The organism is Peribacillus sp. NPDC006672 (assembly GCF_050274955.1).
GTDB lineage: Bacteria > Bacillota > Bacilli > Bacillales > DSM-1321 > Peribacillus.
Map to the genome: position 1 here is coordinate 89,212 of NZ_JBNNOR010000011.1, position 24,084 is coordinate 113,295.

The 24,084-nt window shown below is 40.7% G+C and carries 22 protein-coding genes; 16 read left to right on the forward strand and 6 right to left on the reverse strand.

Annotated elements, in window-relative coordinates; all coding sequences use genetic code 11:
* Positions 1 to 207 precede the first annotated feature (207 nt).
* Positions 208 to 636, forward strand: coding sequence for a cell wall hydrolase (locus ACQKKK_RS18395; protein ID WP_427617987.1), 429 nt, complete (start codon positions 208 to 210; stop codon positions 634 to 636).
* A gap of 148 nt (positions 637 to 784) precedes the next feature.
* A complete protein-coding gene (locus ACQKKK_RS18400; RefSeq protein ID WP_427617989.1) occupies positions 785 to 2,251 on the forward strand; it encodes a PAS domain-containing sensor histidine kinase in 1,467 nt (488 codons plus the stop codon).
* Between the two features lie 37 nt (positions 2,252 to 2,288).
* On the opposite strand, the gene ACQKKK_RS18405 is transcribed toward ACQKKK_RS18400, so the two are convergent.
* Positions 2,289 to 3,281, reverse strand: coding sequence for an NADPH:quinone oxidoreductase family protein (locus ACQKKK_RS18405; RefSeq protein ID WP_427617991.1), 993 nt, complete (start codon positions 3,279 to 3,281; stop codon positions 2,289 to 2,291).
* Between the two features lie 160 nt (positions 3,282 to 3,441).
* On the opposite strand from ACQKKK_RS18405, the gene ACQKKK_RS18410 reads away from it, so the two are divergent.
* Entirely contained in the window at positions 3,442 to 3,882 is a 441-nt protein-coding gene (locus ACQKKK_RS18410; RefSeq protein ID WP_427617992.1) for a peptidylprolyl isomerase, read from the forward strand.
* A gap of 497 nt (positions 3,883 to 4,379) precedes the next feature.
* Here the strand turns inward: ACQKKK_RS18410 and ACQKKK_RS18415 are convergent, their stop codons facing one another.
* On the reverse strand, positions 4,380 to 5,318 hold the full coding sequence (locus tag ACQKKK_RS18415) for an oxidoreductase (RefSeq protein WP_427617994.1): 939 nt from the start codon (positions 5,316 to 5,318) through the stop codon (positions 4,380 to 4,382).
* Positions 5,319 to 5,442: 124 nt separating this feature from the next.
* Positions 5,443 to 6,213 carry a TSUP family transporter gene (locus ACQKKK_RS18420; protein ID WP_427617996.1) on the reverse strand — a complete coding sequence of 257 codons (771 nt, stop codon included), beginning with the start codon at positions 6,211 to 6,213 and terminating at the stop codon, positions 5,443 to 5,445.
* A 226-nt stretch (positions 6,214 to 6,439) separates the two neighbouring features.
* Here ACQKKK_RS18420 and ACQKKK_RS18425 point away from each other — a divergent pair, with 226 nt between their 5' ends.
* On the forward strand, positions 6,440 to 7,222 hold the full coding sequence (locus ACQKKK_RS18425; RefSeq protein ID WP_427617998.1) for a TrmB family transcriptional regulator: 783 nt from the start codon (positions 6,440 to 6,442) through the stop codon (positions 7,220 to 7,222).
* Between the two features lie 84 nt (positions 7,223 to 7,306).
* On the opposite strand, the gene ACQKKK_RS18430 is transcribed toward ACQKKK_RS18425, so the two are convergent.
* Complete coding sequence (locus ACQKKK_RS18430; protein WP_427618000.1) at positions 7,307 to 7,660, reverse strand: hypothetical protein; 354 nt, start codon at positions 7,658 to 7,660, stop codon at positions 7,307 to 7,309.
* A 180-nt stretch (positions 7,661 to 7,840) separates the two neighbouring features.
* On the opposite strand from ACQKKK_RS18430, the gene nagZ reads away from it, so the two are divergent.
* Both nagZ and ACQKKK_RS18440 read left to right on the forward strand, forming a co-directional pair.
* Positions 7,841 to 9,076 (forward strand): beta-N-acetylhexosaminidase, encoded by a 1,236-nt coding sequence (nagZ, locus tag ACQKKK_RS18435; protein WP_427618002.1) that lies wholly within the window; start codon positions 7,841 to 7,843, stop codon positions 9,074 to 9,076.
* An 89-nt stretch (positions 9,077 to 9,165) separates the two neighbouring features.
* Entirely contained in the window at positions 9,166 to 9,354 is a 189-nt protein-coding gene (locus ACQKKK_RS18440; RefSeq protein WP_427618004.1) for a hypothetical protein, read from the forward strand.
* A 287-nt stretch (positions 9,355 to 9,641) separates the two neighbouring features.
* Here the strand turns inward: ACQKKK_RS18440 and ACQKKK_RS18445 are convergent, their stop codons facing one another.
* Positions 9,642 to 10,043 (reverse strand): SET domain-containing protein, encoded by a 402-nt coding sequence (locus ACQKKK_RS18445; RefSeq protein ID WP_056523115.1) that lies wholly within the window; start codon positions 10,041 to 10,043, stop codon positions 9,642 to 9,644.
* A gap of 320 nt (positions 10,044 to 10,363) precedes the next feature.
* On the reverse strand, positions 10,364 to 11,989 hold the full coding sequence (locus tag ACQKKK_RS18450) for a M4 family metallopeptidase (RefSeq protein ID WP_427618006.1): 1,626 nt from the start codon (positions 11,987 to 11,989) through the stop codon (positions 10,364 to 10,366).
* A gap of 478 nt (positions 11,990 to 12,467) precedes the next feature.
* Between ACQKKK_RS18450 and ACQKKK_RS18455 the strand changes: the two genes are divergently transcribed.
* From ACQKKK_RS18455 to ACQKKK_RS18500, 10 genes are all read left to right on the forward strand, one after another.
* Positions 12,468 to 13,952, forward strand: a complete 1,485-nt coding sequence (locus ACQKKK_RS18455; RefSeq protein ID WP_427618008.1) for an amino acid permease — start codon at positions 12,468 to 12,470, stop codon at positions 13,950 to 13,952.
* Positions 13,953 to 14,351: 399 nt separating this feature from the next.
* On the forward strand, positions 14,352 to 15,452 hold the full coding sequence (locus ACQKKK_RS18460) for a CaiB/BaiF CoA transferase family protein (RefSeq protein WP_427618010.1): 1,101 nt from the start codon (positions 14,352 to 14,354) through the stop codon (positions 15,450 to 15,452).
* Between the two features lie 179 nt (positions 15,453 to 15,631).
* Entirely contained in the window at positions 15,632 to 16,165 is a 534-nt protein-coding gene (locus tag ACQKKK_RS18465; protein ID WP_427618011.1) for a hypothetical protein, read from the forward strand.
* Positions 16,166 to 16,443: 278 nt separating this feature from the next.
* Entirely contained in the window at positions 16,444 to 16,881 is a 438-nt protein-coding gene (locus ACQKKK_RS18470; RefSeq protein WP_427618013.1) for a hypothetical protein, read from the forward strand.
* 207 nt (positions 16,882 to 17,088) lie between these two features.
* Entirely contained in the window at positions 17,089 to 17,631 is a 543-nt protein-coding gene (locus ACQKKK_RS18475) for a glycerol-3-phosphate responsive antiterminator (protein WP_427618015.1), read from the forward strand.
* A 238-nt stretch (positions 17,632 to 17,869) separates the two neighbouring features.
* Complete coding sequence (locus tag ACQKKK_RS18480; RefSeq protein WP_427618017.1) at positions 17,870 to 18,694, forward strand: MIP/aquaporin family protein; 825 nt, start codon at positions 17,870 to 17,872, stop codon at positions 18,692 to 18,694.
* 24 nt (positions 18,695 to 18,718) lie between these two features.
* On the forward strand, positions 18,719 to 20,209 hold the full coding sequence (gene glpK, locus ACQKKK_RS18485) for a glycerol kinase GlpK (protein WP_427618019.1): 1,491 nt from the start codon (positions 18,719 to 18,721) through the stop codon (positions 20,207 to 20,209).
* Positions 20,210 to 20,398: 189 nt separating this feature from the next.
* Complete coding sequence (locus ACQKKK_RS18490; protein WP_427618021.1) at positions 20,399 to 20,581, forward strand: hypothetical protein; 183 nt, start codon at positions 20,399 to 20,401, stop codon at positions 20,579 to 20,581.
* Between the two features lie 48 nt (positions 20,582 to 20,629).
* The gene (locus ACQKKK_RS18495; RefSeq protein WP_427618023.1) at positions 20,630 to 22,282 is read left to right on the forward strand and encodes a glycerol-3-phosphate dehydrogenase/oxidase; all 1,653 of its coding nucleotides are present in this window, start codon (positions 20,630 to 20,632) and stop codon (positions 22,280 to 22,282) included.
* 204 nt (positions 22,283 to 22,486) lie between these two features.
* Positions 22,487 to 23,941: an alanine/glycine:cation symporter family protein gene (locus ACQKKK_RS18500; RefSeq protein WP_427618025.1), complete on the forward strand. Its 1,455-nt coding sequence runs from the start codon at positions 22,487 to 22,489 to the stop codon at positions 23,939 to 23,941.
* The last annotated feature ends 143 nt before the right edge of the window (positions 23,942 to 24,084 follow it).

A 24,084-nucleotide genomic window follows, 5' to 3' on the forward strand; every position in this document is an offset into this window, starting at 1 on the left:
GCATAATATGTGCCGCCTTTTTATATGTAGAAAGAAAGTATCGGCCCCGCCTTCGCCAAATACCATGATAGCCACGCGTGCTACCCAGCCTTACTTAAGTATAATGTTTTATTATTGATGGGACGTGTACTTTATATGAAGTTTTTGTGAAAAAACGGAGTATTTTTCCATATCTGGGGCATAGGATAAAAAAGTGGAGGTGATAGGATGGCTGTTGTAAAGAGCACTGCTGCCGATCGTGCCTTATTGGCAAGATTGCTTAGAGCTGAAGGCGAGGGTGAAGGTGATCAAGGCATGTTGATGATCGGGAATGTAGGGATCAATCGGATTAGGGCTAATTGTTCCGATTTCAAAGGGTTGAGGACGGTTCCAGACATGATTTATCAGGAACATGCCTTTGAAGCTGTGCAGAAGGGGTATTTTTATCAACGAGCAAGGGAAAGGGAAATAAGGCTTGCACGTCGCAGTCTAAATGGTGAAAGGCTATGGCCCTCGAAATTTAGCCTATGGTACTTCAGGCCACCGGGAGATTGTCCGGCAACTTGGTATAATCAGCCCCTGGTTGGGCGTTTCAAGCTTCATTGCTTTTATGAGCCAACAGGTGAAGAATGTGAAAATATTTATAATACATTTTAGGAAAGAGGCTGAACCTTTATAAAGGTTTGGCCTCTTTGTGTGTCAAGCATGTAATCGAAATATCATATGATAAAACTGGCAAATGATTTACTGATACTGTAAAATTGAGACTGTAAATTTCCGGATAAGAAAGGAATAAAAAAATTTGATGAGTAAAAGGCTTATTAATTATGGACAAGGGCAAATGGGAAAACAGTCGGTGGATGATACAGAGAAACTTAAGTCATTCATGGAGAACAACCCGGACGCCATATCCATTGTTGATCTGGAAGGAAAGACCCTTCAAGTAAATGCAGCTTTTGAAGAGTTTTTCGGTTGGAAGAATGATGAGCTCATTGGCATGCCATATCCAATTATTCCTGAATTCTTGAAGGAATCAGCCAATGAATTGCATGACCAGATTAGGGCAGGGGTAAAAAAGAAAGGCTTTGAAACGGTCAGGCAAAGGAAGGATGGCCGGTTAATCAATGTGAGCATCTCCCTGTTTAATATCCGGGTTAATGAAAATGAGCCGTCCGCACTGGTCTTCGTTTATCGGGATATCACGAACCAAAAGCTTGCTGAAGCTGCCTTGAAGGAAAGTGAACAAAGGTATCGCAGTTTAGTAGAGGTATCACCTGAAGCGATTTTTGTACATCGTGATGGGATAATAGAGTATATGAATCCCATGGGGGCAAAAATGCTGGGGATGGATAGTGTGGAAGATATTATCGGTAAGTCGGTCTTTCAGTTCGTTCACCTGGATTCCCGGGAAAGTGTACAAAAAAGAATCGAGATAATGAGGGACGATTATCAGGCGGTTGGTTTACTGGAACAAAAGTTCATTCGACTTGACGGGCAAGTATTTTATGGAGAAACACTCGGTCTTCCGATTATTTATAAAGGTCATCCAGCCATACAGGTATTCTGCAGGGATATTACGGAGCGTAAAAAGACCGAAGAGCTGCTTTGTAAATCCAATATGTTATCGGCCGTTGGACAGATGGCTGCGGGTATCGCACATGAAATAAGAAATCCATTAACTACGGTCAAAGGATTTTTACAATTATTAAGGGAATACCCTGAGCAAAAGGACTATCTTGAAATGACGGTCAGCGAAGTTGAGAAAATTGAAATACTGGCCAATGAATTTTTAAGTTTAGCAGAGCCTGAAGCGAAGGTTTGTGAATCGATTCAGCTTAACGATATTTTGGATAGTGTGATTACATTAGCCGAGTTTCAAGCGATATTGTATGATGTTGAAATCATCAAGGAATATAATACGGGTTTAGGATCTGTCATTGGCGAACCGAATCAGTTAAAACAGGTTTTCACGAATGTCGTCAATAATGCGATTGAAGCCATGCCTAAAGGCGGCAAACTTCATATACAGTTAAACTATGAGGGAGCCAACGCGATGATCCGATTCATTGATCAAGGATGTGGAATCTCAAAAGAGCGCATGAAGCATTTGGGGCAGCCTTTTTATAGCACCACGGAAAAAGGAACTGGGTTGGGGCTCATGGTCAGTACTAAAATCATTCATGGGCATAATGGGGAAATTCATTTCAGTAGCGAAGTGGGAAAAGGGACGATTGTAGAAATCATTCTCCCCCTCAATGAGAGTTCACAATGAAAAGTGACGAGAAGCCATGCTTTCGTCACTTTTTGGATTATAGCTTAACGATCGTTCTGCCTCTTGCTTCCCCTTTTAATAGGGTAGGAAGGATGTCAGGCAATTCTTTAATAGTAATTTCCTGTTGAACGAGCTGTTCTAAATGTGCAAGTTTAAAGTCGGTGGCAAGGCGATGCCAAACTTTCAATCTTGTATCCATCGGGCAATTGACCGAATCGACCCCAAGTAAATTAACACCTCTTAAGATAAATGGAAAGACAGTGGCAGGAAGGCTTGTGCCAGCTGTTAATCCGCTTACCGCTACAGATCCGCCATATTTGATTTGGCTAAGGACCGAGGCTAACGGTTCACCGCCAACGGGATCTACCGCCCCGCTCCACTTCTGTTTGCCCAGTGCGCGCAGCTTGCCATCATATACATCTTCACGTGATACAATGGTCGTCGCTCCGATTTCCTTTAGGTATCCATGTTCCGATTCCTTTCCTGTACTTGCTTCCACTGAATAGCCAAGTTTGGCAAGGATCGAGACAGCGAAACTGCCTACCCCGCCAGTTGCACCAGTGACGAGAACGCTCCCTTGCTTAGGGGTGAGGTTATTTTCTTCCAGGCGCAGAACTGATAAGGCAGCAGTGAAACCAGCAGTTCCGATGATCATCGCCTCTCTCATTGTAAGGCCATCAGGAAGTGGAACGATCCAATCTGCAGGAACACGGGCAAATTGACTATAGCCGCCGGATTGTGAAACGCCAATCCCGTAGGAGGTTGCAATGACTTCGTCGCCTTCCTGAAACCGGGAATCCTCAGATGAAACGACTATACCAGCCATATCAATTCCTGGAACGATTGGATAGCTGCTGACAATGTTTCCATTTGGAATGCTGGCGAGGCTATCTTTATAGTTCACACCAGAATAATGGACACGGATGAGCACTTCCCCTTGTGGTAAATCATCAAGTGATAGTTGCTGAATATTAACGGAAAATTGATCATCTTGCTTGTTTACAACCAATGCATCAAATTGCTGTATCATGGTTCGTTCCCCCTTTTATACTGAATCTACCCCATTATAGAAGAAAAAACGTCATAAAGTATAATGATACAATTCGAAATAAGTAGGCTTCCTTTTCTTTCTACTTCTAAAAATGGTACTATTAGATTTGATTCAGTTCATATTAAAGGAGATGTTTTACATGGCTAAAAAAGGATACATACTTATGGAAAATGGAGAAAAGATCGAATTCGACCTTTTCCCGAACGAAGCACCGAACACAGTGGCTAACTTCGAAAACTTAGCAAACACAGGATTTTATAATGGTGTAGTCTTTCATCGTGTAATCCCTGGTTTCGTAAGCCAAGGCGGAGATCCTACAGGTACAGGTGCAGGCGGAAGCGGCAAGCAAATCAAATGTGAAACAGTAGGAAACCCTCACAAACATGAGGCAGGCAGCCTATCCATGGCACATGCTGGAAAAGATACTGGCTCAAGCCAATTCTTTATCGTGCACGCGCCACAACCGCATCTTAACGGTGTTCACACAGTATTCGGTAAAGTGACATCTGGACTTGAAACAGCCAAAGCTATGAAAAATGGCGACAAAATGGAAAAAGTCGAAGTTTTTGACGCTGAATGATGGAAGTGAAAAGAGGGGGCATTATGCTCCCTCTTTCTTTTTGCTATTTAAAGGGCAGCAGACTTAAACTATAAGCCCATTTTGTTTAGTGACTAATGAAAGTAAACCACCTGTATGAAGAATTCTTTTCATTAGAGTAAAGCAAATATAGAAAGAATCCTTTTCCAGGGCCCCTTTCATTAAATCTTATTTGTCGCTGTCTAGAACTTCGGCTTTGTTCGTCGATTTTACTTCTTTGCAGGAGCATGGTTGAAGAATGGGACATACCCATTGTTCCAACACTAAGATTCCAGCTACCACTTTTTAAATCTTGTTCATGTCCCCTACTCCTTTTTACATCTTTATAATAGAACCACCTGTGGATCCTTTATAATTTCCCCATACCGTCTGTTTCTTGTCTGTCCTAATTCCTGACCCTTTGTAAATGTAAATTAGGGGAGCTTCATTTTGTTAGAGATACACATATACGAAAAGAGGGGATTCTTTGAAACATTGAGTCATTTTGGCGTAGCGCTTTCACTGAAACGATATTTGACCCCTGTCATGGTTTCCGAAATATCCCATAATCTTTTCGAAGTTTCTTCATTATACAAGGTATCGATGATAGTATCTTTTCTAGGAAAGCCTTTTCTGCTTTTCTTTCCATCGGGTCCAATATACTCCCCGCCTGTTAATGTAGGTTCCGTTGCGGCATAAAGAGTAGGGAGTGCTCCCATATTTGCCGGCTGGGTGATGGTTTTGGAAAGAAAGTGGACGAACCTATTCATGGGTTTGCCAGATCCGCGTGACATGAGATTAGTATGGGAAAGGCCTGGATGACAGGCAATGCTAATCGGGTTTGCTTCATGCTGGTTGAACTTGTTCTGTAATTCGCGGGCAAAGAGAAGATTGGCCAGCTTGCTTTGCCCATAGTATTTCATCGGTTTATAACCGTTTTCACCATTTAGATTTCCGAAGTCTATGAATCCATTGATGGCGGCCAAGCTGCTCAGTGTGACGACCCGCGATTTTGGTGTAGAAAGGATACGCGGAAGAAGGAGGCCTGTCAATGCAAAATGACCGAGATGATTGCACCCGAATTGCAGCTCGAAACCATCCTTCGTCTTGCTGTATGGCGGAATCATCACACCTGCGTTATTGATAAGGACGGAGAGTGAATCATAGTTTTCCTTAAAGGAATCAGCAAAATGCCGAATGCTGCTTAAATCACTTAAATCCAGCTGCATCACGCGTACATTCGCTTTAGGATGCACCGAGATGATTCTATCGACCGCCTTTTCACCCTTTGAAGCATTCCGGACGGCAAGAATAATCTCTGCCCCCTTACCGGCCAGAGCAAAAGCCGTTTCGAAGCCAAGTCCACTATTTGCACCAGTAATCACAATGGTTTGCCCCGATACATCGGCCATATCTTCGCCATTCCACTTTTCAATCATCCAAATCACACCTTTCCACACATTCTATACCTATCATATACCCAAATAATTCCTATATGTCACATTCTGTGGAGGGAATCAGGTGCTGTATTCTATTTTTTCTGATGTAACCGGAATTTTTTAATTATCCGCCCATTAAGTAATCAATTATATTTTTCATGATCAGAATGACGGTAACGATGATGAATAATACTCTTACGTATGCCACGCCCTTTTTAATGGCGAATTTAGAACCTGCCAATGCTCCTGCTATCATGGAGATCCCCATCGGTATTCCATAGGAAAAGTTGACGGTATCAAGAAATATGAACATGATCAGTGCTGCCAGATTACTTCCGAAGTTTAAAAATTTTGCGTTTCCTGCAGAGTGCAAGAAATCAAAGCCAATCATTAAAAAGGCAAACAAAATGAAAGACCCCGTTCCAGCCCCTAAAAATCCATCATAAAAACCAATGGCAAATATAGCGAACGCGAAAAGTGCGGCCTTTTGCCATGTGAGCCTCTTGTAAGTCGATTCTTGTCCCCAGTCTTTTTTTAAAAAGGTATAAATGGCTATAACTAGTAAAAGAACTAAAATCAGTGGTTTTAATAATTCGGGTGAGACGAAATTGACAACCCAAGCACCTAGTAACGATCCCATGAAAATAAGTGGGAAAAGTTTGGCCACGAACCGAAAATCAACCTTACCTGAACGAATGAAGGCAATGGTACTTGTTAAAGACCCCATGGAACTTGCTAACTTATTCGTTGCAATCGCGGCCGTTGGGGATAGTCCAGAAAATAATAAAGCGGGTATGGAAATCAGGCCACCACCGCCGACCACAGAATCAATGAATGCTGCCAAAAAGCCAAAAAACATCAGCAGCAAGAGTGTTGAAATTTGTATATCTTCCATCCAAGAAGCCTCCGTATCAATGTCATTATGGCCGAAATGCTTACTTTTGCGGCAGCCATAACCCAAAGTGTTTATATTAGTCACTATTTAGATAGTAACTAATATAAAACTTTCTGTAAATAAGAATCTGATGAGTTATGTTCCCATACCTTTTGAAATCGAATAGATTTCGATAGGAGATTTGGTATGATAGGCATATAACTTACTTAAAGCACTAGGAGGTACTATGCAAGATATCATTCAAAAACTACAGTCTCTCGGGTTTAGTCAATATGAAGCAAAGGCTTATGTTTCTTTAGTTCGCCAAGGTCCAACCAGTGCCTATCAAGTAAGCAAGGAATCTGGAATTCCCAGGGCACGTATCTATGAAATATTAAATGGACTTCAAGAAGAAGGAATCGTATTAAAAGAGGAAATTAATGACTCGATACAATATTCACCATTACCAGTCGAAGTGTTTTTGGAATCCGTCCAATCGAAATGGAACAATACCTATCAATCCATCAGTCATACACTAAAGCAATTCGAGAAAATCGAGCCCATGTCCGACAATCGTGTAATGACGCTTAAGGGTGAAGGGCATATCCTATCCTTTTGCCGTACTTTGATTCAAAAAGCGGAGGGGAGGGTGGTGGTTTCCTTATGGGACAAGATGTATGAGAAACTTGAACAAGAGCTTAAAGGGGTAGCCGCGCATTGCACTCTCAAGGGGATTGTATTTCAGGTTGAACACCCATTATCAGGTTTAGATATACATCGCAAAACCAGCTATGTGGACAATATCGGAGAGAACAAATGGTTTATCCTATCCATTGATGGCAAGGAAACGATTTACGGCCCTTCTTCGGAAAATAGAGAAACGGCGTTTTACACAGATGATCCCATTCATATCAATTTTCTCGAAAATTACATTTGGCATGATATCCTCGTTAACCGCTTAGTTAAAAAGGATGAAGAAGATGCCGAGCAATGGATTTCGAGGGAAAGGGACCGTTTTTTCTCGTTATAGCAGAAGGTAACATAAAAAGCTGATAACCCCTTATGTAGGGGTTATCAGCTTTTTTATTATTCATTATCAAAGTATGAATCAGAGTCATTCGGATAAAAGGGTTTTAGGAAATCTAATCGCTGACGATAAGTTGGATTTATCTCGATAAGACCTGTAAGACACAATTGTATGGTCATGCGCTAGAACATCTAACTGGAGAATTTGTGAGCTTTTCATTTCCAAATAGTACGTAACACCTTCTTTTTGTAAATGATAAAAAGAAAAGGGGATACCTAAAAGGTTTTTCCTGATTAGTTTTGTTTCAGGCTGATTTATGATGTGCTCACTCAATTCCACTATTGTAACAGAAGTTGTTTCTGTAATTGCTGTTATTTTTTCTTTTGCATAATCGACTGCATGACTGAAGGTTTCGGCAAGATTCTTCAAGATTCCGTCCATTTAGGGCATCTCCTTTGAAATAGGGTATGTATGTAGTATGGTACGTGGCAAATGCTTTATGCAAAAAAATACTCAATGATGCTATAGAATTGTCCGTTTATGAACATGATTAAGAGAGTGTTCAACGAAATCAAAAGGTAATCAAGGAAGGACAGAGAAAATGTCAATGAAGGTCAAAGCATGAAGAATAAAAAAATGTATATGGGCCTGCTTTTCATCACAATCCTCGCTTTTTCAATATTGTTCATTCAGTTGAATATCGATGTGAACTCAAGAGCGGAAAAAGGGAAAGACACCAATCTGGATAGTCATGAGAAAATAGAAAAAATGCTTGGAAAAATGACGCTTGAAGAGAAAATCGGACAGCTTATGATGGTCGGTTTCAAGGGAACTGAAAAAAACAGTGAAATTACGGAGCTTATCGAACAAAAACATATAGGGGGCGTCATTTATTTTGACCGCAATATGAAGTCACCTGAACAAGTGGCTAAGTTATCCAACTCGCTACAGCAAACAGCCGATCAAAGCTTACATCCGCTTCCGCTCATGGTGGCTGTCGATCAGGAAGGCGGGGACACAATCCGGATGAGGGAACGGGTATCGCCACTCCCTGCGCAAAAGGACCTTGGGAAAAATGCATCTGCCGAGGACATGTACAAGGTGGCAAAATTGAATGGGAAAGAACTTGGATCAATGGGGATTAACATAAATTTCGCCCCTGTTCTTGATCTATCGAAAAAGGATGAGCGTTCATTTGGAAAAGATCCGGAAAAGGTCTATCAATACGGAAAGAAAGCCATTCAAGGCTTGAATGATGTATCCATAACTGGTGCATTGAAGCACTTTCCAGGAAACGGACGCAGCGAAATCGATCCGCATGTCGAAACATCGTCAGTGGAAACAAATCAACTTGATCTGGAAAACTCGGATATCTATCCTTTCAAGCAAATCATAAGTGAAATGGATAACCAAAAGTTTTTCGTGATGGTGACCCACATCAAATATCCAGCCTATGATAAAGAAAAACCGGCAAGCCTTTCTAAAGTCATCATAGAAGACCTGCTTCGGGGAAAACTTAAGTATGAAGGGCTTGTGGTCACGGACGATTTGGAAATGGGAGCTGTGAACAAGTATTTCTCCTATGAAGAGATGGGGAAGCAGGCAATACTTGCAGGAGCTGATATGTTACTTGTCTGTCATGAATACTCCCATGAGCTTGAGGTATATAACGGATTACTCGAAGCTGTAAAGGCAGGAGAAGTTCCAATAGATAGAATTAACGAGTCAGTGAAAAGAGTGTTGACATATAAACTCTACAATATGAAACAAACGAAGGCAGACCCGGATCAAGCTGAAAAAGTGGTGAAAAGTCCTGAAAGCATAAAGTATATTGAAAGTCTGAATTTGGATAAATAAAAGGGAAACCGAACACAACAGGATGCTTTAGTTTAAATCAGTTGATAGAGGGAATACTAACTATAACTAACTTGAAGGAGGAAACTCACATGCCATCAAACAAAATGATTGGAACCGTCCTGTTAGGAGCTGCAGCATTTTTAATGCGCAATAAGAAAACTCGTGAAAAAACCATGAGTCAAATAAAATCCTTAGCCACACCAGAAACCATTGATAAGGTTAAGAGCCAACTCCAATCAATAACTAAAACAAAATCAAGTGACCCATCTGCTCATTAAGATGAAAAGCCCCATCAACTTGCTCAATCATGCAAGTTGATGGGGCTTTTTTTCATTGACCTCTTTTTCTTGATCAAACAGCTATATCTTTTCATTCTTCCAAGATTCGACTGGTTTTTGGCTTCATGAACCTGATGACCTTCACGACAAAGTAAAACGCCTGACTTCATCAGAAGACTTCCATTAACATTAGAACCCGGTGAAAGGAAAATGAAAAGCACTCGTTTCTTCCGAAGACCGTGGACAGGTCTGTCAAAAGTACAAGTGCTTTCATGAGTGATCAATGATCATTCAGCTTCATCTTCACCATTATCTTCTTTATTGAACCAAAGCGGATCCTCATTATCGACTTCACCATTATAATTAATCAGGATTTCTTCTCCTGCCTTTATGTCAGTGTAAGCAAAGAAATCAAATGTATGATTCTTAAAGTTGATGTCGTACGTAGCATTTGGTGTATAAGAGTGATTAAACAGCATGCCATAACCTAAAAGCATGGCAGTATGGTTAATTCCATATTCAAACGCATAATCAGCAAGCAATGTTTTCTCTATGAAAACATGCTCCTCGTTTGGATAAGCAATGACAGGTGCTTCATGCAAAAGCTCACCTTTTTTAATGTCTTGTGTTGCGAATACGCCTCTATTGAACTCACCATCACTGAGTGTGGAAGTTTTAACTTCAATCATGTTCGTCACCTACTTGTTCTATTCAATATAGTCCAGATCATCTAAGCTTGACAGTTAATAAGGAGAAAAGCAACTATTTTACGGAAATAATCATTTTCTCACTCATTTGGGGAATGACACTATTATATTTATTGAGGCCCTACCTTTATATCATAGGTTCCGTGGGACGGAATAATTCACATGAAGGCCGGAAAAAGTAGTCGAACGGCAGAATAATCCTCAATCGGCCGAAATTAAGCCACCTGGATATTATATATACATACAAAAAACACCTCCGCTAAATTGAAGCAAGGGAGGTGTCGGTCATATAGGTAATTCTCTTAATTCACACCGACAGCTGTAAAGCCATTTTTGACAGCTGTGACTTCTGCACTGCTTGAACCGTATAAATCAGAGGCTGCTTGTACGACTGCAGCTCTGGCTTGTGAAAAAGTCGACGAGGAAGTTAAATAAGTTGTGTTGGCCCGATAAAAGATGGTCCCTAGTTTATCAATGCCGATCCCGGATACTGTCACGCCATGGTGGGTTCCGCCGGCAGAGATTAAATAAGCTGCCTTATTTATGATTCCGCTGTTCGTATGGACTCCGCCATTATCAGCAGTTCCCGTATAACGGTTTGAATAATGGTCAGGGTCACCATTCAATGTTGGATTAGCCATTGAACGAAGTGCATCACCGGAAATGTTAGGTGTGTAAATATCTTCTCCGATCAAATAATCCGCTTTGTCACTTTGATTTTTAAATTCGACAACGGTGCCAAAAATATCAGAAATCGCTTCATTCAATGCACCGGATTCATTTTGATAGGTAAGATTCGATTCAGAGGAAGTCACAGCATGCGTCAGTTCATGTGCAACGACATCCAGACCGCCGGACAATGGGATGAACGTCGTGCCATCTCCATCTCCGTAAACCATTTGGGTGCCATCCCAGAAAGCATTATTGTATCTTGAGCCATAATGAACGGTTGATTTCAGGATGGTTCCATTTCCATCATAAGAATTCCGTCCAAATGTGGATTTGTAATAATCATAGGTTTTACCTGCATAAAAATGGGCATCCACCGCAGCTTTATCGGTAGAAGTAGTAAAAGCATTTGTCTTGTTGGAAAAAAGTGTACCAGGCAATTTTGAACCGTTATTGGCATTATAAGTGAAAATGCCTTTGCCGCGTGTATTATCTTGTAAATAGTATTGACCGTTGGATGAGGTAGTGTTCAACGACACGGTGTTGTTTAAGACGCCAGTGCCCGTTCCGACGGAATTGGTTCCCGTCACTTCATCTAGTGTATTATATTTATTCAAGATTTTACCCGTTTTGACTGAAATGAAATAATTATGATTTCCAGGTTCCGGGCTTAAGAATTTCAAATTAACTTTATATACATAATCGGCCTTGTCTTCATTTGCATATACATATAGCTCAGATTCAGGTGATTGTTCGTAGGCAGGAGTGAATCCAAGATCTGCTTCCGCTATTTTGATAGCTTCTGATTTACTGATTCCTTTTTTAGCCTTTTTCCCTAACTTCGTGTTTAGATTGGCTTCAACCGTACCGGACACGACCGTCAAAACACCTTTAGCGTCAATCATTACAGCTTGTGTAGAATTCCATACAGGTACGCCTTTATACGTTTGTTGCAATCTAAGGACAGTATTGCCAAGTTCATCCTTGCTTTCTTTCTGGATAGTAAAGGAGTCTTTCGCCTTTTGTTTTTCTAGCTTGTAAGACTTTGTATTTTTATCAAAAAAGGTAAGAATGATATCTTCTGCAGTTTGCTGCGATGGGTCCGTAAGTTTCCCAGACTTGAATTCTAGCGAATCTTTATGCTTATTATACTTTTCAACACTTAACACGTTTTTTGCCGCTAAAGCTTCTTGATGGGGAATGGCAGAAAATAATAGACCGATGGATAGTGCAGTTCCTAAAAATACCTTACCTTTCATAACACTCAACTCCTTCATGAGAATACCTCATTTTTGCATCATTTCATATTATTATCAAAGGGAGAAAACTCGCGAAAAATATGACATTTAAAGGGATAAAATGGTGAAAAATGGTTTTTGGTAGGTATATTATTTCTGAATATTCTTACAGTAATATTTGGAATATATTAAAATTATGTAAAAGGATCTTAATATTTTACTTGTTAAAAATCCCTTTTTTTTAAAACTGCAAAAAAACGTGGCATAAAGTGCAAAAAATCGTTGCGTAAAGTGCAAAATATTTTGTCTATTGAAGTCATTTTTTTTGTTAATTTGTTGAATATTGCGGTTTTTTAAATTTGGCATGAAAATTGCATATATTCAGAATAGGAATATTCGATTGTAAATTAGCTCTATTTGAAAGTCGAAGGAATAGGAAAATTTATTAAATGGATTTCCCCATAAATGAAAGCGCTTATATAGAAAGGGATGAAAATTTATGATACCAAAACAAGAAAACGACATCTTTCAGCATCCTCCAAAGCAAGAAGAACAAGAATTAAAGCGCGGTTTAAAATCCCGTCATTTAACGATGATTTCCATTGGAGGAGCTATTGGCACCGGACTGTTTCTTAGCAGCGGGGCAGCTATCCATACAGCTGGACCAGGCGGGGCATTACTTGCTTATGCCTTAGTTGGGGCAATGGTGTACTTCGTGATGACCAGCTTAGGGGAACTGGCCGCCTTAATGCCGACAAGCGGTTCATTCAGTACCTATGGAACGAAATTCGTCGATCCGGCATTTGGGTTTGCTTTGGGATGGACATACTGGTTCAATTGGTCGATGACCATAGCGGCTGAGTTGTCAGCCTCAACAATGATCATGAAATTTTGGTTTCCGAATAGTCCGTCATTGTTGTGGAGTTCATCATTCTTGGTGCTCATTTTCCTATTAAACTACTTATCCGTTAAAGGTTATGGTGAAGGGGAATACTGGTTTTCCTTCATAAAAGTAACGGCCATCGTTATTTTTATAATCGTTGGAATACTAATGATTGTCGGCATCATGGGTGGCGAAGCAGTAGGTTTTAAAAACTTCACAGTCGACGACGCTCCTTTCCCTGGTGGATTTATGGGTGTCTTCATCGTATTCATAGCGGCTGGCTTTTCTTTTCAAGGTACCGAAATTGTCGGCGTGGCTGCCGGTGAAAGTGAAGATCCTGCACGGAATATACCAAAGGCCATTAAAAGTGTCTTCTGGAGAATCCTGCTTTTTTACGTATTGGCAATCTTTGTGATAGGACTGCTTATCCCTTATACGAATTCAAGTTTACAAGGGGAAAACGTCATGGTAAGCCCGTTCACGCTCATATTTGAAAAGGCAGGTGTGGCCTTTGCAGCTTCGCTTATGAATGCCGTCATTTTAACAGCGGTATTATCAGCAGGTAACTCTAGTTTATATGCATCGACACGAATGTTATATTCAATGGCTAAAGATGGGCAAGCACCGCGCATTTTTGCAAAACTTAACAAACGCGGAGTGCCGGTTGCGGGAATGATTTTGACATGTGCCATCGGTATGCTTGCATTTTTAGCTTCTATATTTGGTGATGGTAAAGTGTATATATGGCTAATGAATGCTATTGGTATTACAGGATTTATCTTCTGGCTAGGTATTTCTATCAGTCATTATCGTTTCCGTAAAGCTTATATAGCTCAAGGCCATTCATTGGATAAGCTGCCGTATAAGGCATTATGGTTTCCAATCGGCCCGATTTTTGCTATTATGATTGGCTTAATCGTTATTCTATCTCAAAATTTTCAAGCATTTTTTTCAGACCACATTGACTGGGGCAGTGTAATAGCTGCATACCTAGGAATCCCACTTTTCCTTGGTCTATGGTTTGGATATAAACTGGTAAGGAAAACTAAATTCGTTAAACTTGAAGAAGTCGAGTTTGACTTTGACAAAAAATACGAATGAACAAGCTATAAGTAAAATCAGCCGGACAATGCAGTTTTAAATTGTCCGGCTCTTATTTGTCTAAATGTAAACCGCTATGTGCATGTAGGTTTATTTACCTTCGCCATTCAAAACTCTTATTCAAAGCCGGGAGCGGGATTCCTGGTTTTTTAATTTGTGTTAAATGGAAATTAATACAAATAAAAAGGCGGATGTTATATGATAAATGTAATCTCTATGTATGTGTTTCTATCAAATTAGCTAAAGGAGACTATATGTATCATTCTAATCTCTTTCAAATTTTTTGAAAAAATCAAAGGAATGCATACTGTATGACGGGGTAACTGCCATCTTTGAGAAGAGAAAACAGACTGTAACCGTTTGAAGTATCTAATCGCTAGAAAAGGAAGGTGCGTGCTTATGACTCTATTAACTAATTTGAAAGTATTGGACTTTTCAACGCTACTGCCCGGACCATTTGCCACTTTGATGCTAGCTGATTTAGGAGCAGATGTCTTGAAGGTAGAAAGGCCGGCGGCAGGGGATTCATGGGGTGTGAATCAATATCTTAACAGATCAAAGCAATCGATTACACTTGATTTAAAACAGTCGGAGTCCATCGAGGCCGTAAAAAATTTAGTGAAAGAATACGATATCGTCCTTGAACAATTCCGGCCAGGTGTCATGGAACGTCTAGGGCTGGGATACGAGGTTTTAAAACAAATCAATCCGAAGGTAATTTATTGTTCGATCACAGGATTTGGCCAGACCGGTCCCTACAAAGACCGCCCGGGTCATGATATCAATTATATTTCGATTGCAGGGTTAGCAGGCTATTCCGGTACGAAAAAAGACGGCCCAGCAAAGAACGGAACGCAAATTGCCGATCTTGCAGGAGGATCAATGCATGCTGTTATCGGCATTTTGTCCGCAGTCATTTACAGGGACAGAACCGGGGAGGGCCAATCCATCGACATCAGCATGACCGACTGCAGTTTCGCTTTAAATGCCATATCTGCACCTCTGAATTTACAACGTGGCTTGGAGCTGGAGCCAGAGAAGTTGATGTTAAACGGAGGGTCATTTTATGACTATTACGAAACAAAAGATGGACGTTATTTTTCGGTAGGAAGCCTGGAGCCTCCATTCCGTAAAGCTCTATGTGAAGCAATCCTCAAGCCTGAATTGTATGAACTAAGCTTGAGCAGAGATGCTGAGAGTGGAAGTAGATTTAAAACAGCAGTCCAACGTGCTTTTCTTGAAAAAAACTTTGATGAATGGAAAGAAATATTTGCTGATTCTGAGGCCTGTGTAGAACCAGTACTGACCTTTACCGAAGCGACCAATCATCCCCAACTTAAGGAGCGAGGCATGATTGTTGAAGTACCTGACGGAAAAGGAAGCATCCAGAAGCAAATTGCCTGTCCAATCAAAACATCGGTGTTTACCCCTCATTATAAACATACAGGGCTGAAGCCGGGACAAAGTAATGAAGAAGTTATCCGCACCTTTAATCGCTAAAAAAGAATGAAAGAAAGAATCTGACAGAGAAAAAGGTAATCTGTCGGATTTTTTTATATAAAAAGGAATACAGCCAGAACATCACTGATAAAAATTACCAGTTATAACTAGCGTGTACTGGGTATCAGAGTATCATCCTTCAACAAAGGGATTACAAGAAAATAGCTCTGGTAAGGAGGATGATACAAATCTTTGGTCTCCATGATATCATTAAATTTCTATTTTCCTTTTTTCTGATTATGCCAATCGTTACACTGATACATTTAAGCGGGCATATCTTTTTTGTTACCATCTTCGGAGGATCAGAAAAGAAAATCTTGATCGGTTGTGGTAATAAACTTTTCACCTTTTGGAACATAGAGGTAAGGAAATATTATTTTTGGAATGGGACTTGTGAGTTTAAGGGATTGAAACATGATAATCGTTTGACGAATATGCTGATTTATTTAGGGGGCTCTATCTTTAATTTAGTCAGTATGCTATTCATATACAGCTTGATTTACCAGAACATCTTAGAAAGCTCGGTAATCTGGTATCAATTCATTTATTTTTCCTTCTATATTATGTTCTTTTCCTTGTTTCCGATGTATTTCTCGGACGGGTCGCCCAGTGATGGGAAGGCTGCTGAATTGGCATTGAGGAACAAGCTGGAAGATAGGGTGACAGACGATATATTCGTTAAGAAAAAGGAGGATGAAGATAGCTGCAAGTAAAAAGGGGACGTGCTGGTAGCCGTTCTTTTTTTGTGCTTGGATGAAATAGAATAGGGTAACGACGTAATCTAGATATTGTTGCAGCAGGTGTTAGTCTGGTCATTGCAAGTTATAAAGCAAACTCCCTTGGAACGGCATTAGCACATGTATAATATACGGATTATTGATCAGGACCTTGCATGTTTATGAAAGGTTAACTACATTCCGGCATACGCTATAACTGACGTTCCATATCGAATATCAGTTATTGAGAGTTAAGTTGGAGGAGGAAAACCATAATGAATACATTCAATCCATCTAATACTTTCGGAAATGGTTTACCGATAACGATAACTGCAACTATGTTAGAGCGAATTATAAAGATGAAGTCTGGTGAGCAGGCCGTTAAAGTCGAGATTACGCCAGAACATATAGTGCTCATCGGAACGACGGAAGTGAAAAAAATGATGTTTAAGAAAAACGTGCCTTTCCGTATTACATTAAAACCGGTTCAGGTGGAAAAAAGAACGATTTCATTTGAATTAGTAGAAATGAAGCCTATTGATAGGAATTTTATTAACCAAAAGATATTTAACAGACCGCCATTTTTTAAATTTGAAAATCGAATAATCAAAATGAATTTTAATGCTTGGAACATCGTGAAGAGAATACCCGTGGGCACTATTAAATCGTATGAGTTGGCCGAAGGTGCATTAAAAATGAAAATTTCTTTATGATAATAGAAGAAAGGTAATCATTGAAGGAAATGTTTACATAGCATTCTTACCTGTATTATTTTAAAGGGGACACCAGGTATGTTAGTGTAAGGATATGGTAAAGGGCATTTTTTCAATAAGAAAAATTGTGTTTGATAAATCAAGCTCTTTAAAATATACTAAATAACTGAAGTTTTGAGTTTTTCCGGAAGATAAGGGGGAAAATGAATGGACCAGAAAATTTTGCCTGCTTCGGCAAGCATGAAGGATTTCGAAAGATTTCTAGAAAGTCCCTATGAAATAGGTGTGTTTCTTGATTTGCATATATCACAATTGAAAAATGTAAGTATGATGGCAAAGCAGCATAATAAAAAAATGATTTATCATGTCGATTTAATTCATGGTATTAAAAGTGACGAATACGCTACAGAATTTATTTGCCAGGAGTATTGCCCATATGGTCTGATTTCGACAAAATCCAGCGTGATTTTGAAAGCAAAGCAAAAGGGCGTTATTGCCATTCAACGAATTTTTTTAATTGACTCACATGCGTTAGAGAAAAGTTATAAGCTGGTACAGAAAACAAAGCCAGATTATATCGAAGTTTTACCGGGCGCAATGCCTTGGATGATTAAAGAGGTAAAGGAACGCTTACAAACCCCTATCTTTGCTGGCGGGCTCATACGCTCGTCAGATGAAGTCTTGAATGCCCTTGAGGCAGGAGCTTCGGCAATCACGACTTCAAAAACTGAATTATGGGAGATGTTTTAATTAAGATAGAGATTGCTGTTTTATAAAGGGAAAAAAATACAGGGGACTTCATTTATTTTTATACAAATTAATTGACAGCGTTTTCACAACCTAGTATATTTACATTACAAGTTAATACATGTGACGGAGATTAGGAGATTCACAACAGACATACTCATTATTATTTTGAGGATATTTCTGATGTGAATCTCCTTTTATTTGTTGGTAAGGCATCATTCTATAAGAGGAGGGATTATGTATGGCTCCATTTTGGGGAGAAGTAGTAGGTACGATGATTTTAATTTTATTTGGTGCAGGTATTGGGGCGGGAACTTCCTTAAAAGGATCTTATGCTAAAGATGCTGGCTGGATTGTCATCACGATTGCGTGGGGACTGGCTGTTACAATGGGTGTCTTTGCAGTTGGTTCCATAAGCGGAGCACATTTAAACCCGGCTGTTACCGTGGCATTAGCTATCAATGGAGATTTTCCTTGGGCTGATGTGCCAGGGTACATCATGGCCCAAATGATAGGGGCAATTATAGGTGCAACTCTTGTATTCCTGCATTATTTGCCTCACTGGAAAGCTACGGAGGATCCAGGTACAAAGCTTGGTGTGTTTTCAACCTCACCGGCTATCCCACATACTTTTTCAAATCTATTAAGTGAAATGATTGGTACATTCATCCTTGTCCTTGGCTTATTGTTTATTGGAGCCGGCGAGTTTACAGAAGGTCTGAACCCATTTGCTGTCGGTTTATTGATTGTTGTTATCGGGATGTCGCTAGGAGGAACAACAGGCTATGCCATAAACCCTGCCCGTGATCTTGGACCTCGTATTGCTCACTTCCTGCTGCCAATACCGGGTAAGGGAAAATCAAATTGGGGCTATGCTTGGATTCCGGTTGTTGGTCCGATAGTCGGTGGAGCACTTGGAGCTGTCTTCTATAAAGCGGTCTTTGTCGGTGAATTGACGACAGCCTTTTGGGCTGTTTTAGGAGCGAGCCTGATAATATTGGTGTTAGCGTATACTTTTGGAAAAAAGCAATCAAGTGAGTTAGAAATTAGCAACATAGCTAGTTAAATTAAAAAGGGGGGGGAACACAGTATGGAAAAATATATCTTATCATTGGATCAAGGAACAACTAGTTCACGGGCGATTCTGTTTAACGAAAAAGGCGAGATTATCCACTCGTCCCAAAAGGAATTCACGCAGCATTTCCCTAAGCCGGGCTGGGTAGAGCATAACGCCAATGAGATTTGGGGATCAATTTTAGCGGTAATTGCTGGTGTACTATCGGAATCAGGCGTAAAGCCAGAGCAAATTGCCGGTATTGGAATCACTAATCAGCGTGAAACGACAGTCGTATGGGATAAAGAAACTGGAACCCCTGTGTATAATGCGATAGTATGGCAGTCCAGACAAACGAGCGAAATTTGCGATGAGTTGAAAGGAAGAGGTCTTAACGACCTGTTCCGAGAAAAAACAGGATTGTTAATAGATGCCTATTTTTCCGGTACAAAAGTGAAGTGGATCCTCGATAATGTTGAAGGAGCCCGACAAAAAGCAGATGAAGGCAAGTTGTTATTTGGAACCATTGATACCTGGCTGATTTGGAAGCTATCAGGAGGCAAAGCCCATGTAACAGACTATTCTAATGCTTCACGGACATTAATGTATAATATTCATGAGCTTAAATGGGATGAAGAGCTGCTGGAGATATTGACTGTGCCGAAGTCGATGCTACCAGATGTTAGACCTTCTTCCGAAGTGTATGCTCATACGATCGAATATCATTTCTTCGGCCAGTCGATTCCAATCGCAGGAGCAGCGGGTGATCAACAGGCGGCATTGTTTGGCCAAGCTTGTTTTAATGAAGGAATGGCAAAAAATACGTATGGAACAGGTTGTTTCATGCTTATGAATACGGGAGACAAGGCTGTCAGTTCCGAACACGGGTTATTGACAACTCTTGCTTGGGGATTGAATGGCAAGGTTGAATATGCACTAGAAGGCAGCATATTTGTAGCAGGATCAGCAATTCAATGGCTGCGCGATGGTTTACGGATGCTTAAAAATGCCGAGGACAGTGAAGCCTATGCAAAACGTGTAGAAAGTACTGATGGAGTTTATGTTGTTCCGGCGTTTGTTGGGCTTGGGACTCCATATTGGGACAGCGATGTACGAGGTGCGGTTTTTGGCTTAACTCGTGGAACATCTAAAGAGCACTTTGTCCGTGCTACCCTTGAATCACTTGCATATCAAACCAAGGATGTACTTGATGCAATGGAGGCAGATTCAGGCATAGAGCTGAAGACATTGAGAGTGGATGGCGGTGCAGTTAAGAACGACTTCCTAATGCAATTCCAAAGCGATCTATTACGTGTCCCTGTTGAAAGGCCAACTATAAACGAAACGACAGCACTCGGGGCGGCGTATTTGGCTGGACTAGCTGTTGGCTATTGGAAGGATCAGGAGGAAATTGCCCAGCAGTGGGCAATCGATAAAACCTTTAATCCATCCATGGATGAGCAGGATAGTGAAAAATTATATGACGGATGGAAAAAAGCTGTTCAAGCAGCAATGGCTTTTAAATAAAAACAAAGCGAAGTCTTTCTAATATGAGCTAGAGTATGTTATACTAAAATCAAGTTAATAAATCGGCCGGAGAACAGGAGAGACCATGAATGCGTTATCGAGAATTCGATAATGTGCATTTATGGTCTCTTTTTTTGTTTTTATCGGCAAATTAGGGATATTAATATTATATGGACACTATGAGAACAAATGAACCAATTCAATATAAGGACCAAACTCACGAGTAAACGTGCAGAATTCACGAGTAAACAGTGCGAACTCACGAGTAAACAGCGCGAATTCACGAGTAAACAGCGCGAATTCACGAGTAAACGTGCAGAACTCACGAGTAAACGTGCAGAACTCACGAGTAACGTGCAGAATCACGAGTAATACAGGCTAATCGACAATGGAAGGCATTACTTAAAGGAGGAATCAGGCATGAGGTTTTCAAATATATATCGAGAAGAAACAATTGAGCTTCTGAAAAAAGAAAAATATGATGTGTTAGTCATTGGCGGAGGAATTACAGGTGCAGGGATTTCCCTGGATGCGACAACTCGAGGAATGAAAGTGGCATTGGTGGAAATGCAGGACTTCGCGGCAGGCACATCAAGCCGTTCAACAAAGCTTGTCCATGGTGGTTTGCGATATCTTAAGCAATTTGAAATAAAAATGGTTGCTGAGGTTGGAAAAGAGAGAGAGATTGTTTATGAAAATGGGCCACATGTAACTACACCAGAAAGAATGCTGCTCCCAATGCATAAAGGCGGCACATTCGGGAAATTCAGCACATCCATCGGGCTCCGAGTCTATGATTTCCTAGCAGGCGTTAAAAAAAGCGAACGAAGGAAAATGCTATCGGTTAGTGAAACACTGAAAATGGAGCCCCTTGTAAAGAAAGAAGGACTTAAAGGCGGAGGCCATTATGTTGAATACCGAACAGATGATGCACGTCTGACGATTGAAGTGATGAAGGCGGCTGTAGATCAAGGAGCGACACCGATAAATTATACAAAGGTAGAAAAATTGTTGTATGAAAATGGCAAGGTAATAGGCGTCCAGGTCAATGATTTACTATCAGGCAATCAGTATGAAATATATGCAGACAAAGTTATCAATGCCGCAGGTCCATGGGTTGATTCAATCCGTGAAAAAGACCAATCGAAAAAAGGGAAAACGCTGAAATTATCAAAAGGTGTTCATGTGGTCATCGACCAATCGAAATTCCCATTGAAGCAGGCGCTTTATTTTGATACACCAGATGGACGGATGATCTTTGCCATTCCGAGAGCCGGTAAGGCTTATGTAGGGACTACGGATACTTTTTATGATGGTGATCCTGCAGTGCCAACCGTTACATCCGAAGACCGTGCCTATTTATTAAAGGCGATTGATTATATGTTCCCAGAAGTGAAAGTTACGGATGGAGATATCGAATCAAGCTGGGCTGGAGTAAGGCCGTTGATTCTTGAAGAAGGAAAAGACCCTTCTGAAATATCAAGGAAAGATGAAATTTGGGAGTCCGATTCGGGCCTTATCACGATTGCTGGAGGGAAATTGACCGGTTATCGCAAAATGGCAAAAACGACGGTCGACCTTGTGGCAGAGAAGCTTTCCCAGCAGTCCAATAAGACTTACCGAGCGAGCAGCACTAAAGGAATGCCGATTTCGGGCGGGGATGTCGGGGGATCAAGCAACTTCTCCTATTATATCAAGCAACATATTCAAATGGGGGTAGACTCAGGACTCTCTGTAAAAGACTCCGAGGAAATATTGGCCATGTATGGGTCTAACGCACCTGTGTTATTCAATATCGCCAAAAGCGAAGGAAACGGAGGAAAAAGCACTGGCATTCCGCAGAAATTGTTCGTACAGCTGAAATACGCACTTGATCATGAAATGGCTGCAACTCCAGTGGACTTCTTCTTCCGCAGGACCGGGACCTTGTTATTCGATATCGATTTAGTCCAAACGTATAAAAATGCAGTGATCGATTATATGGCTGGATATTTCGGATGGTCAGCATCGACAAAAATGGAGAGAACCAATCAATTGGAACAGGAAATACTGGGTGCGATTAGAGTATCTTGACCTATATGCAAAAAAATGACGCCGGCGGAATCGCTGGCGTTTTTTTTAAATTCAGGGGAAAGTATGGATATCTCAGTTGGAAAAATAAAAAAGCGGCATGTTAGGTCTTCCGACTCAAAAACTATTGTTTAATGCATTAAGATGAAATATAATAAATGATAGATAAGTTTGAATTTTCAAAATATAATCAAAGGGGGAGCTTGATTGTCTGATTTTATTACGGCTTTAAATGGAGTTTTATGGAGCACACCAGTCATTTACATTTTATTGGGAGTAGGTTTAGTGTTCTCGATTTTGACCCGTTTTCTGCAAGTGAGGCATATTAAGGAAATGGTCGTTTTGATGTTCAAAGGGAAAAGTTCAGAAGCGGGCGTTTCCTCTTTCCAGGCATTATCCATAGCTCTTTCGGGGCGGGTCGGTACAGGTAACATTGCTGGCGTGGCAACGGCTATCGCTTTTGGTGGTCCTGGTGCGGTTTTTTGGATGTGGGCCATAGCCTTCATTGGAGCATCAAGTGCGTTTGTGGAATCGACCTTAGCCCAAATATATAAAGTCAAACAAGACGGTCAATATCGAGGGGGCCCTGCCTATTATATTGAAAAAGGAATGGGCGTGAAATGGTTTGCTGTTCTTTTTGCACTCGCTGCACTAATAGCCATGGCCGTGCTGATGCCTGGTGTTCAGTCAAATTCAATTGCTGCCGGAATGGAGAATGCATTTGGCATTAAACCTGCAATCACAGGTATAGCTATTATCCTTTTACTTGGTTTCATTATATTCGGTGGTGTAAAACGGATAGCTAATGCTGCGCAAATAATCGTACCATTCATGGCCCTGGGCTATATATTACTTTCTGTTGTCATCGTCATAATGAATATTACAGAATTACCAGGTGTCATTTCATTAATATTCAGAAGTGCCTTCGGGATGGATTCTGCATTTGGCGGGCTCATCGGAATGGCGATAGCCTGGGGAGTGAAACGCGGAGTTTATTCGAATGAGGCGGGGCAAGGCACAGGTCCTCACCCGGCTGCTGCGGCAGAAGTTTCGCATCCGGCCAAACAAGGTCTTGTACAAGCATTTTCTGTCTATATCGATACATTGTTCGTTTGTTCAGCAACGGCTTTCATGATCTTATTTACAGGTATGTACAATACTCAAGCGGAAAATGGATCATTCATTGTCAATAATCTAGCAAATGTAACACCGGGTCCAGGGTATACACAAGCGGCCATCGATAGCGCAGTACCGGGATTTGGTGCTGGGTTTGTTGCTGTTGCGCTTTTCTTCTTCGCTTTTACGACGATCATGGCATACTATTATATTGCAGAAACGAATATTGCTTATTTAATGCGCAACCGGAATAGTAAGTGGGCCATGTTCGTATTGAAACTCATCATTCTTGCGGCTAGTTTTTATGGAACCGTTCGTACGGCAGAGATGGCTTGGGCATTAGGTGATGCTGGATTAGGGATTATGGTATGGCTAAATGTCATTGCCATTTTAATTCTCGCTAAACCAGCACTTATTACCTTAAAAGATTATGAGAAGCAAAAGAAGAAAGGCTTGGATCCCGTTTTCGACCCCAAACCGTTAGGCATTAAGAACGCCGATTTTTGGGAGAATGAATATGTCAGCGACAAGGAAAATGTTTCTTGAAAATAAATTAATATGATGTGATACATGAAAAACCAGCTCAAGGTAATTGAGAGCTGGTTTTTCATGGTTTTTCGGTAACTAGCTCTTGTGAGAATGACCGTGAAGTTTTAGTTAAATATGGAATATTCTTGTAAAACTAATCG

Bases quoted from the DNA above. Each gene is read 5' to 3' on its own strand.
- ACQKKK_RS18395 (WP_427617987.1), top strand. From the start codon at position 208: ATGGCTGTTGTAAAGAGCACTGCTGCCGATCGTGCCTTATTGGCAAGA.
- ACQKKK_RS18400 (WP_427617989.1), top strand. From the start codon at position 785: ATGAGTAAAAGGCTTATTAATTATGGACAAGGGCAAATGGGAAAACAG.
- ACQKKK_RS18405 (WP_427617991.1), bottom strand. From the start codon at position 3,281: ATGATACAGCAATTTGATGCATTGGTTGTAAACAAGCAAGATGATCAA.
- ACQKKK_RS18410 (WP_427617992.1), top strand. From the start codon at position 3,442: ATGGCTAAAAAAGGATACATACTTATGGAAAATGGAGAAAAGATCGAA.
- ACQKKK_RS18415 (WP_427617994.1), bottom strand. From the start codon at position 5,318: ATGATTGAAAAGTGGAATGGCGAAGATATGGCCGATGTATCGGGGCAA.
- ACQKKK_RS18420 (WP_427617996.1), bottom strand. From the start codon at position 6,213: ATGGAAGATATACAAATTTCAACACTCTTGCTGCTGATGTTTTTTGGC.
- ACQKKK_RS18425 (WP_427617998.1), top strand. From the start codon at position 6,440: ATGCAAGATATCATTCAAAAACTACAGTCTCTCGGGTTTAGTCAATAT.
- ACQKKK_RS18430 (WP_427618000.1), bottom strand. From the start codon at position 7,660: ATGGACGGAATCTTGAAGAATCTTGCCGAAACCTTCAGTCATGCAGTC.
- nagZ (WP_427618002.1), top strand. From the start codon at position 7,841: ATGAAGAATAAAAAAATGTATATGGGCCTGCTTTTCATCACAATCCTC.
- ACQKKK_RS18440 (WP_427618004.1), top strand. From the start codon at position 9,166: ATGCCATCAAACAAAATGATTGGAACCGTCCTGTTAGGAGCTGCAGCA.
- ACQKKK_RS18445 (WP_056523115.1), bottom strand. From the start codon at position 10,043: ATGATTGAAGTTAAAACTTCCACACTCAGTGATGGTGAGTTCAATAGA.
- ACQKKK_RS18450 (WP_427618006.1), bottom strand. From the start codon at position 11,989: ATGAAAGGTAAGGTATTTTTAGGAACTGCACTATCCATCGGTCTATTA.
- ACQKKK_RS18455 (WP_427618008.1), top strand. From the start codon at position 12,468: ATGATACCAAAACAAGAAAACGACATCTTTCAGCATCCTCCAAAGCAA.
- ACQKKK_RS18460 (WP_427618010.1), top strand. From the start codon at position 14,352: ATGACTCTATTAACTAATTTGAAAGTATTGGACTTTTCAACGCTACTG.
- ACQKKK_RS18465 (WP_427618011.1), top strand. From the start codon at position 15,632: ATGATACAAATCTTTGGTCTCCATGATATCATTAAATTTCTATTTTCC.
- ACQKKK_RS18470 (WP_427618013.1), top strand. From the start codon at position 16,444: ATGAATACATTCAATCCATCTAATACTTTCGGAAATGGTTTACCGATA.
- ACQKKK_RS18475 (WP_427618015.1), top strand. From the start codon at position 17,089: ATGGACCAGAAAATTTTGCCTGCTTCGGCAAGCATGAAGGATTTCGAA.
- ACQKKK_RS18480 (WP_427618017.1), top strand. From the start codon at position 17,870: ATGGCTCCATTTTGGGGAGAAGTAGTAGGTACGATGATTTTAATTTTA.
- glpK (WP_427618019.1), top strand. From the start codon at position 18,719: ATGGAAAAATATATCTTATCATTGGATCAAGGAACAACTAGTTCACGG.
- ACQKKK_RS18490 (WP_427618021.1), top strand. From the start codon at position 20,399: ATGAACCAATTCAATATAAGGACCAAACTCACGAGTAAACGTGCAGAA.
- ACQKKK_RS18495 (WP_427618023.1), top strand. From the start codon at position 20,630: ATGAGGTTTTCAAATATATATCGAGAAGAAACAATTGAGCTTCTGAAA.